The 14,230-nt window shown below is 62.3% G+C and carries 7 protein-coding genes; 3 read left to right on the top strand and 4 right to left on the bottom strand.

What is annotated here, in order from left to right:
• Positions 1 to 144: 144 nt before the first annotated feature.
• Complete coding sequence (locus tag AC58X1_RS16595; RefSeq protein WP_150571510.1) at positions 145 to 1,389, top strand: putative porin; 1,245 nt, start codon at positions 145 to 147, stop codon at positions 1,387 to 1,389.
• A 468-nt stretch (positions 1,390 to 1,857) separates the two neighbouring features.
• Here AC58X1_RS16595 and AC58X1_RS16590 read toward each other — a convergent pair whose 3' ends face one another.
• Both AC58X1_RS16590 and hrpA read right to left on the bottom strand, forming a co-directional pair.
• Positions 1,858 to 2,979 carry a beta-ketoacyl-ACP synthase III gene (locus AC58X1_RS16590; RefSeq protein ID WP_101317571.1) on the bottom strand — a complete coding sequence of 374 codons (1,122 nt, stop codon included), beginning with the start codon at positions 2,977 to 2,979 and terminating at the stop codon, positions 1,858 to 1,860.
• A 228-nt stretch (positions 2,980 to 3,207) separates the two neighbouring features.
• Positions 3,208 to 7,113, bottom strand: coding sequence for an ATP-dependent RNA helicase HrpA (gene hrpA / locus AC58X1_RS16585; protein WP_497429166.1), 3,906 nt, complete (start codon positions 7,111 to 7,113; stop codon positions 3,208 to 3,210).
• A 478-nt stretch (positions 7,114 to 7,591) separates the two neighbouring features.
• Between hrpA and AC58X1_RS16580 the strand changes: the two genes are divergently transcribed.
• Together AC58X1_RS16580 and AC58X1_RS16575 are read left to right on the top strand one after the other, a co-directional pair.
• The gene (locus AC58X1_RS16580) at positions 7,592 to 8,956 is read left to right on the top strand and encodes a glutamine synthetase family protein (RefSeq protein ID WP_150571508.1); all 1,365 of its coding nucleotides are present in this window, start codon (positions 7,592 to 7,594) and stop codon (positions 8,954 to 8,956) included.
• A gap of 30 nt (positions 8,957 to 8,986) precedes the next feature.
• The gene (locus AC58X1_RS16575; protein WP_101317565.1) at positions 8,987 to 10,294 is read left to right on the top strand and encodes an NAD(P)/FAD-dependent oxidoreductase; all 1,308 of its coding nucleotides are present in this window, start codon (positions 8,987 to 8,989) and stop codon (positions 10,292 to 10,294) included.
• Positions 10,295 to 10,346: 52 nt separating this feature from the next.
• Here AC58X1_RS16575 and fadD1 read toward each other — a convergent pair whose 3' ends face one another.
• Together fadD1 and fadD2 are read right to left on the bottom strand one after the other, a co-directional pair.
• Positions 10,347 to 12,044: a long-chain-fatty-acid--CoA ligase FadD1 gene (gene fadD1 / locus AC58X1_RS16570; protein ID WP_150571506.1), complete on the bottom strand. Its 1,698-nt coding sequence runs from the start codon at positions 12,042 to 12,044 to the stop codon at positions 10,347 to 10,349.
• Between the two features lie 314 nt (positions 12,045 to 12,358).
• Positions 12,359 to 14,047: a long-chain-fatty-acid--CoA ligase FadD2 gene (fadD2, locus tag AC58X1_RS16565; RefSeq protein WP_447735204.1), complete on the bottom strand. Its 1,689-nt coding sequence runs from the start codon at positions 14,045 to 14,047 to the stop codon at positions 12,359 to 12,361.
• Between the last annotated feature and the right edge of the window lie 183 nt (positions 14,048 to 14,230).

Below are 14,230 nucleotides of genomic sequence, written 5' to 3'. Positions count from 1 at the left end.
ACATTATTCTGTCATTGCCCCCCGCAATACTTGCGCCTGTTTTCGAAACCGCGGCGACCTGTCTATTCAGGCGCTTTGCGCAGAATTGCCAACTCGGGGGTGGGCGTCCAAGCCTCCCCATATTGCTCAACACGGGAGAACTTTATGCGTCTTGTTTCTACACTAACTGGAGTGAGCCTGACCGGTCTGATGCTGGCTCTGAGTACTCCAGCCAGTGCTGCAGTCGACGCCAAGCTGCTCGAGATGCTCCGCGCCAATGGTTCGATCAACCAGGCACAGTACAACGAGCTGCAGGCCGACCTGTCTCAGGAAACCAAGGAAAAAGCCACGCAGAAAGCCCAGGCCGAACGCATGAGCTCCTTCGAACAGAAAGTCGCCTGGGCGGCCAAGACCCAGGTCAAAGGTGATGTGCGCCTGCGTTACGAAGACGTCAATGTCGACGACCCGAACGCCTCCAGTGGCAACCAGGACCGTCAGCGCGTGCGTGCTCGCGTCGGCTTCTACAGCGAGATCAACCCACAGGTCGATGCAGGCGTGCGTATCGCCACCGGCAGCAGCGCCGACCGCCGTTCGACCAACCAGAGCCTGGATAACTACTTCGACAAGAAGTCGCTGTGGGTCGACCTGGCTTACCTCGACTGGCACCCGACTGCCCTGCCCGGCCTGCATTTGATCGGCGGTAAAATGGCTCAGCCATGGGTGAGCATGGGCGACATCATCTGGGACAGCGACATCAACCCCGAAGGCGTGGCGGCTACCTACAAGACCGACCTGGGCGGCGCCGAAGTGTTTGCCAGCGCCGGTCAGTACACCCTCAAGGACAACGTCGACGGCGACGGTGTGCAGTACAAGCATGACGCGCAGGTCTACCACGGCCAGCTGGGTGCACGCTTCGCTCCGGCAGACACGCTCAAGGTCACCGTTGGCGCCAGCATCTACGGTTACGATAACGACAAGGAAGCGACCATCCTGCGCTCGTTCGGCAACACCACCAACGAGTTCAACCTCGTTGAAGGCTTTGGCCAGATCGACCTGACCGGCCTCGCGCTGCCACTCTCGGCCTATGGTCAGTACGTGAAGAATACCGACAGCACCGATGGCGAAGATCAGGCCTGGTTGGCGGGTCTGAAGACCAAGCTGGGCGCCTGGAGCCTGGATTACAACTACCGCGACGTGCAACGCAACGCTGTGGTCAGCCTGTTCACCGACTCTGACTTCGGCAACGGCTACACCGGTTCGCGTGGGCACAAGTTCAAGGTCGGTTACGAAATCGACAAGAACTTCTCGGTGGGCGCTGCTTACCTGATGGCCAAGACCGACCTGTCGCAGCTGCCGAACAGCAATGCCGATGTCGACACCCTGCAGGTGGATCTGGAAGCCAAGTTCTAACCGAGTAATCTGGGGCCGCTTTGCGGCCCTTTCCGACCGGTCCGGCGCCCCGGCAAGGCCGCTCCTACACCGCGGTCTCTTGTAGGAGCGGCCTTGCGTCGCGAAATGAGGGCGCAGCCCTCACCGGGGCCGCTACAGCCAAACACAATCCCAATGCGAATACTCACCAACTCTGCGCACGATCCCCGCGCGTATTGGTGAGCAAATATGAGCGTCCGGGCTTGGATATTCGGCCACGGCGTAAGCTGTGGGCGTGGGGACTTTCCATGTCCTGCTCCTTTTGTGGGGTTCGGATACGGTAGTCGCGGTGGCGCTGAGGGATGTGTGATTAGGGTGTCCGGATGTTACGCCAGTGAGGGCTGCGCCCTCATTTCGCGACACAAGGCCGCTCCTACAGAGGACCGCGCATGACTGGCTAGCGCGGTCTCTTGTGGCGCGAAAGGGCTGCAAAGCAGCCTCGCTGTTAGATCACAGCTTGCGCAGGATCACGCTGCCAATCGAATACCCCGCCCCAAACGAACTCAGTACGCCCAACGCGCCCTTGGGCAGATCATCCTGATACAAATGCAGGGCAATCACCGAGCCCGCCGAGCTGGTATTGGCATACCGATCAAGAATCACCGGCGCATCCTCTTCAGCCACCTCGTGGCCGACCAGCTTCTTCACGATCAGATGGTTCATGCTCAGGTTGGCCTGATGCAGCCAGAACCTGCGCACGTCACTGGCCTGCAGATCGTTCTCGGCCAAATGCTGAGCAATCAGCTCGGCCACCATCGGGCACACTTCGCGGAACACCTTGCGGCCTTCCTGCACGAACAGCTTGTCGGCAGCACCCTCACCGTCTTCGGCAGTGCGGTTGAGGAAGCCAAAGTTGTTGCGGATGTTGTTGGAGAACTGGGTCAGCAACTTGCTGCTGACGATCTCGAACTGATGCGCCGAGGTCGCCAGGTCGGCACGCTCGATCAGCACAGCCGTAGCGCCGTCACCAAAGATGAAATGGCTGTCGCGATCACGGAAGTTCAGGTGCGCGGTGCACACCTCAGGGTTCACCATCAGCACCGCCCGCGCCTGCCCCAGCTGCACGCTGTTGGCGGCAGTCTGGATGCCGAAAGTCGCCGAGGAGCAGGCCACGTTCATGTCGAAGGCAAAGCCCTGGATGCCCAACGCAGCTTGCACTTCGATGGCGATGGCCGGGTATGGCCGCTGCAGGTTGGAGCAGGCGACGATCACGCCATCGACATCGGCCGCAGTGCGGCCAGCGCGTTGCAATGCCATCAGCGCCGCGCTCACGGCCATCTCGCAGAGGATCGACTGTTCTTCGTTGCTGCGCTCAGGCAGCAACGGCTTCATCCGCTGCGGGTCGAGGATGCCGGCCTTGTCCATGACGAAGCGGCTCTTGATGCCCGAAGCCTTTTCGATAAAGGCCGCATTGGATTCGGCCTGAGCCTCGACCTCGCCACGCTCGATGGCGTCGGCGTTGTCGGCATTGAATTGCTGCACCCAGGTGTTGAACGACTCCACCAGTTCTTCATTGGAAATGCTCTGGGCCGGAGTAAACAGGCCGGTGCCGCTGATCACGACGTTATGCACGATCGTTCCTCTGGTCGAAGGCCATCACGCTGGGGCGTTGGCCGAAATAGGGTTTGGCTAATGGCACCTTGGTACCAAGTTGAACCTGTAATTGTCTGCCTTGAAACGGCCGAAGGCTGTGCCTTCGAACGTTGCGCCTGGCCACACCTGCATCGGCGTATTGCTGCCCATGCCGGCCTGGCCAGGTCTCGCTGAAACCTGCAGCGAGTTTGCCACAACTTCAGCAATTTAGCCTTCTACCTGGCTCCACTGCTTGCTCAGGCGCTTGTCCGAAACCGCAACCTTGGTCCCCAACTGCTGGGCGAATAACGACACCCGGTACTCTTCCAGCAACCAGCGATACAGCACCAACTGCTCATCGCGCTTGCCTTCCTGGGCATGCTTGTCGGCGCGGGCTTTGTACTGCGCCCAGAGGTTGGCCAGTTCGCCACTCCAGACCCGGTCCTTCTGCACCTGGCTGCCCAGCTTTTCCAGGCGCAGCTCGATCGCCTTCAGGTAACGCGGCAGCTCTTTGAGCCACTGCGCCGGTGTCTCTCGAATAAACCCTGGATAGACCAGGTTGGCCAACTGCTGCTTGATGTCGTTCAGCGAAACCGCCTGGCTCAGGTCGATCTTGCCCTTGAAGCGCTTTTGCAGGCCATGCCACAGCTTGAGGATCTCCAGGCTCAGGCGCGCCAGCCGCTCGGCATGCTCCGCCCAGCTGCCACGCTTGCGCTCGGCCAGCGAGGCCAGCCCGGCGCCATCGCGCGGCAACTGCGCCTCGCCGTCGAGGATGCAGCTGTCGAGGCTGGCCAGGAGAATATCCTCGACCAGTGCCTCGACCCGGCCCATTTCGCGGTACAGCAAGCCCAGCTCGGTCAGCCCCGGCAGCTTGCTGCGCAGGAACTTGGCCGGCTCTGCCAACTGCTGCAGGAGCAACCGCTGCAACGCCCGGCGGTGCTGGAACTCGGCCTCGGCATGGGTCGAAAAACGCCCTTCACGGACCGCGCCCTTGTCCTCGACCAGCGCCGGATACACCGTCATCGACAACCCGGCGATCTTCTGCTGGGCGGTCTCGGCTACCGGGGTAAAGGCCTTGGCCTGTACCGGCTGGTCGGATTTTTCGGTACGCGGCATGGCCAACGCCGCCTGGCTGGCGGCAACAAAGCGTGCAGTCAGTTCGGCCAGATCACGGCCCTCGCCGAGGAACTTGCCCTCGCCGTCGACCACTTCGATGTTCATCCGCAGATGGCTCTCGACCAGCTCGACGGCTTCGGCCCAGGCTTCGTCCGAGACGCGCGCACCGGTCATGCGCAGCAACTCCTGGCCAAGGGCCTGAGGCAGGCTGCCCTGGCCGAAGGTCATGCGCGAAAGCGCCGCTTTGACGAAGTCCGGCACCGGCACGAAGTTCTTGCGCAGCGCCTTGGGCAGGCTGCGCACCAGGGCAATGCACTTGGCTTCGAGCAGGCCCGGCACCAGCCACTCCAGACGCTCGCCCGGCAGGCTCGGCAACAGCGGCGCCGGCACCCGCACGGTGACGCCGTCGCGCGGATGATTGGGCTCGAAGTGATAGCTCAGCGACAGGCTCAGATCACCGATCTTCAAGGTGTCCGGATACTGCGCGGCAGTGACTTCGCTAGCCTCGCGAGCGAGCACATCCTCTTCGCGCATGATCAGCAGGTTGGCGTCCTTCTGGCTGGTCATGCGGTACCAGGCATCGAAGGTCGCGGTCTGGTGAATCTCTGCCGGCAGGCGTGCTTCGTAGAAACCGTAGAGGGTTTCTTCGTCGGCCAGAATATCCCGGCGGCGGGCCTTGGCCTCGAGTTCGTCGAGCTGCTCAAGCAGGCGCTTGTTGGCCGTCAGGCATTTGGCCCGCGACTGGATTTCGCCGCCAACCAGTCCTTCGCGGATAAACAGCTCACGCGAAACCACCGGATCGATCGGGCCGTAATGCACCGGGCGGCGACCGACCAGAATCAGCCCATAGAGGGTGATCTGCTCGAAGGCGACCACCTGGCCACGCTTCTTCTCCCAGTGCGGCTCGAAGTGGTTCTTCTTGATCAGGTGGCCGGCCAACGGCTCGATCCAGTCCGGTTCGATCTTGGCGACCATGCGCGCATACAGCTTGGTGGTTTCGACCAGCTCGGCGGCCATCACCCACTGCGGGCGCTTGCGACCGATGCCGGACGATGGATGAATCCAGAAGCGCCGCTGCCGCGCACCGAGGTAATCGCCCTCTTCGGTCTTCTGCCCGATCTGGCTGAGCAGGCCACTGAGGATTGCCTTGTGCATGCGCTGATAATCGACCGGCTCTTTGTTCACGGTCAGTTGCAGGTCACGGCAGATCAACGCCAGTTGCCGATGAGCATCACGCCACTCGCGCAGGCGCAGGTAGTTGAGGAAGTTCTTGCGGCACCAGTTGCGCAGCGGGTTGGCGGTCAGGGCCAGGCGCTGCTCTTCGAAACCGCGCCACAAATTCACCAGCCCGGCGAAGTCGGAGTCGACGTCCTTCCATTGCGCATGGGCCTGATCGGCCGCCTGCTGACGCTCGGGTGGACGTTCACGCGGGTCCTGCACCGACAGCGCACTGGTGACGATCAGTACTTCCTGCAGGCTGCCCAGGCGCGCGCCTTCAAGCAACATGCGCCCCAGCCGTGGGTCGATCGGCAGGCGTGCCAGCTGCCGCCCGAGCGGGGTCAGCTGGTTCTCGCGGTTGACCGCCGACAGCTCTTGCAAGAGGTTGAAGCCGTCGCTGATGGCCTTGCCATCCGGTGGTTCGATGAACGGGAAGGCATCGATATCGCCCAGGCGCAGGTGCAACATCTGCAGGATCACTGCGGCGAGGTTGGTACGCAGGATCTCCGGGTCGGTAAACGCCGGCCGGCCATTGAAGTCATCTTCGCTGTACAAGCGAATGCAGATGCCCGGCTCGACCCGGCCGCAGCGGCCCTTGCGCTGGTTGGCACTGGCCTGCGACACCGCCTCGATCGGCAGGCGCTGGACCTTGGCCCGATAGCTGTAGCGGCTGATGCGCGCGGTGCCGCTGTCGATCACGTAGCGGATGCCCGGCACGGTCAGCGAGGTCTCGGCGACGTTGGTCGCCAGTACCACGCGACGGCCCGGGTGCGACTGGAAGATCTTCTGCTGCTCAGCCGGCGACAGCCGCGCATACAGCGGCAGGATTTCGGTGTGGCGCAATTGCGCCTTGCGCAGCATTTCGGCGGCATCGCGGATCTCCCGCTCGCCCGGCAGAAACACCAGCACGTCTCCCGGCCCCTTGCCGGCACTGCGCTCGTGCGCAGCGATCTCGTCGAGGGTGGCCAGAATCGCCTGATCAACGCTGAGGTCTTCTTCGACCTGGTTGCCTTCCTCGTCATGCTCGCTGGTCAGCGGCCGGTACCAAGTGTCGACCGGATAGGTCCGGCCAGACACCTCGATGATCGGCGCATCGTCGAAATGCTTGGAGAAGCGCTCCAGGTCGATGGTCGCCGAGGTGATGATCAGCTTCAGCTCAGGCCGACGGTGCAGCAAGGTCTTCAGGTAGCCGAGCAGGAAGTCGATGTTCAGGCTGCGTTCGTGGGCTTCGTCGACGATGATCGTGTCGTAGCGCTCAAGAAAGCGGTCATGCTGGGTTTCAGCCAGCAAGATGCCGTCGGTCATCAGCTTGACCAAGGTGTTGGCATCGCTCTGATCTTCAAAGCGCACCTGATAGCCAACCAATGCCCCCAGCGGCGTGCCGAGCTCTTCGGCAACCCGCGCGGCCACGCTGCGTGCAGCGATCCGCCGCGGCTGAGTGTGGGCGATCTGGCCGTGGCTGCCGCGGCCCAGTTCCAGGCAGATTTTCGGCAGCTGGGTGGTTTTGCCAGAGCCGGTTTCGCCGGCGATGATCAGCACCTGGTGTTCGCTCAGGGCTTTTTTGATCTCGTCACGCTTGGCCGCAATCGGCAGGCTGTCGTCGTAGCGGATACTCGGCACACTCGCCTGGCGCGCGCTGACTTTGTCGAACGAGGCTTGCACCTTGTCTGCCCACAAGGCCAGCTTGGCCTCGTCCGGGCGCTTGCGCAGCTCGTGCAGTTGCCGGCGCAGACGATGACGGTCGGCGATCATGGCGTGGTCGAGATTGTTCAGCAGCTGGTCGATGGCGTTATCAGTCATGGGGCTTTTTAATGATGCAGGTGAGCCTGCTGGTACATGATTGGCATTCGAAGAGGGGCGATTGTCGCAGATTTGCCGAATCTTTGCTTTCAGCGCCGGGCGCGGGTTGCGTGAACTTCAGCGAGCATGGCTGGCGCGAATGTTTAGCCAGCAGCTAACTTAAGGTAGCCATTCGCTGATTTAATCAACCTTACAGCCCATGGGAGTATCAACCCATGAGCGTCCCCACCCGCACCGCACGCCCGCCGTCCCGCCCTTCGCTGCCGAAGGCCCGGGCCTGTGTCGGCGAAAATCCACTGGTGCACATCATCCTCGCCTTCTGGGCCCTGTGGCACTGCCGCCACGCTCGCCCGCCCGATCTTTCGGCCGCGTTGCACTGACCAGACCCGGCGTCTCTGCGCCGGTTTACCCAGTCCGGCCTGGCGCCCGTTGCGCGCAGGTCCGTGCGCCTCAGCAATGAGCCGCGAGCGAATCCACCATGCACTTTGCTCCCCTTGAGCAGGCCGAACAATTTCTGGCCAATAACCCTGATATCGACCTGATCGAGCTGTTCATCCTCGATGCCAACGGTGTGCCCCGCGGCAAGCTGCTGCACCGTGACGAACTGCTGGCGGTTTACCAAAGCGGCAGGCCGCTGCCGAGCACCATTCTTGGCTTGACCATCAATGGCGACGACGTGGAAAACTCCGGCCTGGTGTGGGACGTCGGCGATATCGACTGCCGCGCTTATCCCCTGCAAGGCAGTCTGGTGCGCCTGCCGTGGCGGCGGGTGCCAACCGCGGCGGTGCAAGTCAGCATGCACCCGCGTGAAGGCCTGCCAGCCAGTGTTGCCGACCCACGTCACGTCCTGCTGCGCACCATCGAAGCGCTCAAGGCCGACGGCTACCACCCGGTGATGGCCTGCGAACTGGAGTTCTACCTGCTCGACCAGCAGCGCGACGCCCACGGCCGGCCGCAGCCCGCGCTGGACAACGACGGCGGCCGCCCGCGCGCCACCCAAGTGTATGGCCTGCGCGAACTGGAACAGATCGAGCCGTTTCTGGCTGACCTGTACGCCGCCTGCAAAGCCCAAGGCATCCCTGCGCGCACGGCGATTTCCGAGTACGCCGCAGGCCAGGTCGAGATCACTCTGGAACACGGCGACGCCCTGGCGGCGATGGACCAGGCCGTGCGCTACAAGCGCCTGGTCAAGGGCATTGCCCATGCCCACGGCATGCAGGCGTGCTTTATGGCCAAGCCGTTCGCCGAACTGGCCGGCACCGGCATGCACATGCACCTGAGCCTGGCCGACGCCGAGGGTCACAATCTGTTTGCCAGTGAAGATCCGGCCGGCACGCCGCTGCTGCGCCAGGCAGTCGCCGGTATGCTCCGCCATCTGCATGAATCACTGTTGCTGTTTTGCCCCAACGCCAACTCGTTCCGCCGCTTCCAGGCCAACAGCTACGCGCCACTGGCGCCGACCTGGGGCGTCGACAACCGCACCGTGAGCCTGCGCGTGCCCGGCGGCCCGGCCAACAGCCGGCACATCGAACACCGCATCTGCGGCGCCGACGCCAACCCGTATCTGGCGGCTGCGGCGATTCTCGCCGCCACCCATCAGGGCCTGCGCGAACAGCTCGACCCCGGCGCGCCGGTGACGGGCAACGGTTATGCCCAGGCCACCGAACACCTGCCCACCGACTGGCTGACCGTGCTCGCTGCACTGGAGCAGTCGACCTGGGCCAAAGAGGCTCTCGGCGAGGATTTTCTCGGGGTATACCTCAAGGTCAAGCGCGCCGAGTACCGCCAGTTCATGGCCGAAGTCGGCGAGCAGGATTGGCGCTGGTACCTGCACCAGGCCTGAGCCCTACCCTTTTCATCTCAAGGAATTCGCATGAACGCAGCACTGAACAAGGGTTCGGCCCAGCGCGCGCCGTCCTACTACAGCGCCACTGTCAACGATCACAGCCAGTACCCCACTTTGCAGGGTACGCACCAGGTCGATGTGGCGATCATCGGCGGCGGTTTCACCGGCGTAGCCACGGCGGTCGAGCTGGCCGAACGAGGGCTCAAGGTGGCCATTGTCGAAACCAATCGCATCGGTTGGGGCGCCAGTGGGCGCAACGGCGGCCAGGTGACGGGCAGCCTGTCCGGCGACGAGGCGATGCGCCAGCAGATGAGCGCGCGCCTCGGCAGCGAGGTCGATGACTTCATCTGGCAACTGCGCTGGCGCGGCCACGAGATCATCGAGCAACGGGTGCAACGCTACGGCATCGAGTGCGACCTCAAACGCGGCCACCTGCACACCGCGATGAAGCCATCGCACATGGCCGAGCTGCAGAGTTTTCAGGCCGAGGCCCAACGCCGTGGCATGGGTGATCAGCTTGAGTTGCTCGATCGCGACGGGGTTGCCCGCCACCTGCAGAGCCCGCTGTACCTGGGCGGCCTGAAGAACATGCGCAACCTGCACCTGCACCCGCTCAACCTGTGCCTGGGCGAAGCGCGCGCGGCACACGCGATGGGCGCCCTGATTTTCGAGAATTCCGAGGTACTCGACATCGTTCACGGCCCTCGCCCGGCGGTGGTCACCGCCCAGGGCCGGATCGAGGCGCGTCAGGTGATGCTCGCCGGCGATGTCTATCACAAGCTGGAAAAGCGCCAGCTGAAGGGCAAGATCTTCCCGGCGATGGGCGGCATCGTCACCACCGCGCCACTGGGCGAACTGGCCGAGCAGATCAACCCGGAGGATCTGGCGGTGTACGACTGCCGCTTCGTCCTCGACTACTACCGCCTGACCGCCGACAAGCGCTTGCTGTTCGGCGGTGGCGCCAACTACTCCGGCAAGGATTCACGGGATATCGCCGGCGAGCTGCGGCCGTGCATCGAGCGCACCTTCCCCGCTCTCAAAGGCGTGCCGATCGAGTTCCAGTGGAGCTGCGCGATGGGCATCGTGGTCAACCGCATTCCGCAGTTGGGCAAACTCTCGGACAACGTCTGGTACTGCCAGGGTTATTCCGGGCACGGCGTTGCCACCAGCCACATCATGGGTGAGATCATGGCTGAGGCGGTGACCGGAACGTTGGAGAAGTTCGATACCTTTGCCGGCTGCAAGCACGTCAAGGTGCCAATGGGCGACCTGCTCGGCAATCCGCTGCTGGCGGCGGGGATGTGGTACTACCAGATGCTGGAAAAACTGCGCTGACAGCTGCAGCGGCGACTGCGCGGGCATGAGCTGCCACGCAGTCGCCACCTGATCAGGCGGTCTTTTTCAGGCCTTGCTTCTTCAGCTCTTCGTCACGCAGCTCGCGGCGCAGGATCTTGCCGACGTTGGTGGTTGGCAAGGCATCACGGAACTCGATATAACGCGGCACCTTGTAGCCGGTGACGTTGGCGCGCATATGCTCCATGACCTGCTCCTTGGTCAGGGTCATGCCCGGCTTGACCACGATGAACACCTTGATCAGCTCGCCCGACTTCTCGTCCGGTACACCGATCGCAGCGCACTGCAGCACACCCGGCAAACCGGCGAGCACGTCTTCAAGTTCATTGGGGTAGACGTTGAAGCCGGACACCAGAATCATGTCCTTCTTGCGGTCGACGATACGCATGTAGCCATCGGTCTGGATCAAGGCGATGTCGCCAGTCTTCAACCAGCCGTCGGCATCGAGAATCTCGGCGGTAGCATCTTCGCGCTGCCAGTAGCCTTTCATCACCTGCGGGCCTTTGACGCACAGCTCGCCGACCTCGCCCAGGGCAAGCTCCTGACCGCTGTCATCGATGATCTTGCACAGCGTCGACGGCACCGGGATGCCGATGGTGCCGACCTGGTTGGCCTCAGCCGGATTGACCGCAGCAACCGGGCTGGTTTCGGTCATGCCGTAGCCTTCGCAGATGGCGCAGCCGGTTACGGCTTTCCAGCGCTCGGCAACGCTCAACTGCAAGGCCATGCCACCGGACAGGGTGATCTTCAGTGCCGAGAAGTCCAGAGCGCGGAAGCCTTCGTTGTTGCACAGGGCAACGAACAGCGTGTTGAGGCCGACAAAGCCGCTGAACTTCCACTTGCCGAGCTCCTTGACCATCGCCGGCAGGTCGCGCGGGTTGCTGATCAGCACGTTGTGGTTGCCGATCAGCATCATTGCCATGCAATGGAAGGTAAAGGCATAGATGTGGTAAAGCGGCAGCGGCGTGATCAGGATCTCGCAGCCTTCTTGCAGGTTGGCGCCCATCAACGCACGGCACTGGAGCATGTTGGCGACCAGGTTGCGGTGGGTGAGCATGGCGCCCTTGGCCACCCCGGTGGTGCCGCCGGTGTACTGCAGCACGGCAACATCATCGGCCTGCGGGTTGGCTTCGTTGACCGGCTGGCCGGCGCCCTTGGCCAAGGCATCGTTGAAACGTACGGCCTTGGGCAGGTGATAGGCCGGGACCATCTTCTTCACGTATTTGATGACGCTGTTGATCAGCAGCCGTTTCAGCGGCGGCAGCAGGTCGGCCACTTCGGTGACGATGACGTGTTTGACCTGGGTCTTGGGCACCACCTTTTCGGCCAGGTGGGCCATGTTGGCCAGGCACACCAGCGCCTTGGCGCCAGAGTCGTTGAACTGGTGTTCCATCTCCCGCGTGGTGTACAGCGGGTTGGTGTTGACCACGATCAGGCCAGCGCGCATGGCACCGAATACCGCCACCGGGTACTGCAGCACGTTCGGCAGCTGCACGGCGATGCGGTCGCCCGGCTTGAGGTCAGTGTGCTGCTGCAGCCACGCGGCAAACGCGCCGGACAGCGTGTACAGCTCGCCATAGGTCAGGGTCTTGCCCAGGTTGCTGAAGGCCGGCTTGTCGGCAAAACGCTGGCAGGATTGCTTGAGCACCGCCTGGATATTGGGGAATTCATCAGGATTGATTTGCGCCGCTACCCCGGCTGGGTACTTATCCTTCCAAAAATTTTCGATCATGGAAGCCAACTCCTTGAGCAACAGCGAATTCTTTATACGCGTTTATGCGTTTATTATTGATAGAAGGCGCCGGTTCATTGCCAACCGTATCCTCTGAAAGCGGGCCGAGAGTATCAGCTTTGCCAAGGGTCGCCTAGAGGCCAAAACAGGCCAAACGGTCACAAATATGACTCAATGAATTATATAAGTCATATTTAGAGTAATTAGCCAAAATGTCGCAAACCGGCTGCTGTGGGTTGATCTACTGGCTATGCATATAAAGAGAGGCAAGCGCGTCGCCGCTGCTTGCCTCTGCAGTGCCTAGGCCAGACCGGTCAGGCGATGTCGCGCAGCTCGCGCCGCAGGATCTTGCCGACCGGCGTCATTGGCAGCGAATCGCGCAGGACGATGTGCTTGGGCACTTTGTAACCGGTGAAGTTGGCCTTGCAATAGGCCTTCAGCTCTTCAACGCTGACGCCCCCTTCACGGGCCACCACAAACAGCTTCACTGCCTCGCCGGAACGCTCGTCCGGCACCCCGATTGCGGCGCAGTTGGCGACCTGCGGGTGGGCCATCACCACATCCTCGATCTCGTTCGGGTACACGTTGAAGCCCGAGACGATGATCATGTCTTTCTTGCGGTCGACAATCCGCGTGTAGCCATCAGGATCGATGACGGCGATGTCACCCGTCTTGAACCAGCCTGCACTGTCGAGCGCCTGCGCCGTTGCCTCGGGCTGCTGCCAGTAGCCTTTCATCACTTGCGGGCCCTGGATACACAGCTCGCCGCGCTCGCCCAAGGGCAACTCGTTGCCATCGTCATCGATGACCTTGAACGCCGTGGCCACTACCGGGATGCCTACTGTGCCCAGCCGCGCCAGCTGCCCATAAGGGTTGGTACTGGCCACAGGCGAGGTTTCGGTCAGGCCGTAGCCTTCGACGATGCGGCACTTGGTCAGGCTCTCCCAACGCTCCGCGGTGGCCTTGACCAACGCGGTACCACCGGAGTTGGTGACCTTCAACGCCGAGAAATCCAGCGACTTGAAACCGGGGTGGTCCATCAGCGCGACAAACAGCGTATTCAGGCCAATCAAGCCCGAGAAACGCCACTTGCCCAGTTCCTTGATAAACCCTGGGATATCACGTGGGTTGGTAATCAGCACGTTGTGGTTGCCGGTGACCATCATGCACATGCAGTTCGCCGTAAAAGCATAGATGTGGTACAGCGGCAGCGGCGCGATCATCACCTCCTGGCCGTCCTTGATCATCTTCTGGCCGTCGGCGCCGTGCTGGGAGAAGCACGCCAGTACCTGCAGCATGTTGGCGACCAGATTGGCATGGGTCAGCATGGCGCCCTTGGCCAAGCCGGTGGTGCCGCCGGTGTACTGCAGCACGGCGACATCGTCGAGGCTGCGCGGCACCGGTGTGTGGCTCAACGCCCTGCCCTCGCGCAGCACCTGCTTGAACGACTTTGCCTGCGGCAGATCGAAGGCCGGGACCATCTTCTTGACCTTGTCGACCAAGGTATTGACCAGCCAGCCTTTGGCGGTAGGCAGCAGATCCCCCATCTTCGCTTCGATCAGGTACTCAAGACCGGTATCGGGGAGCACCTCCTGCACCCTTCTGCCAAACATGTTCAGGTACACCAGCGCACGCGCGCCGGAATCCTTGAACTGGTGGCGCATTTCCCGCTCGGTGTACAGCGGGTTGGTGTTGACCACGATCAGCCCGGCCCGCAGCGCACCGAACACCGCAATCGGGTACTGCAGCACGTTGGGCATCTGCACGGCAATACGATCGCCGGGGGCCAGATCGGTATTGGCCTGCAGCCAGGCGGCGAAGGCCGCCGAGTGGCGTTCGAGCTCGCCATAACTCAAGGTCACGCCGAGGTTGCTGAAGGCCGGGCGGTCGGCGAAGCGCTTGCAGGAGCGCTCGAACACATCGACCACGCTGCGGTAGGCATTGATATCGATGGAGGAAGGCACGCCCGCCGGGCGTTTGTCATTCCAGAAGTCGGCATGCATTTATTATTGTTCCTCTTGGCCTGGAGCGTCCTTGACCTGCTGCACGGGGCGACAGGCGTTGAGCCGACGTTAGCAGGTAAGTGGGAGGTGGCAAACACGCCAAGGGCCGCCATTAACATTGTGAATCTTATTTGTGCCCGCCCTGCAATTTCAGTGGTAGTGCGTACACTGTCGGGGAACATG

This window comes from Pseudomonas sp. PGPR N4 (assembly GCF_059693665.1).
This window is presented reverse-complemented; position numbering and strand designations above follow the sequence as displayed.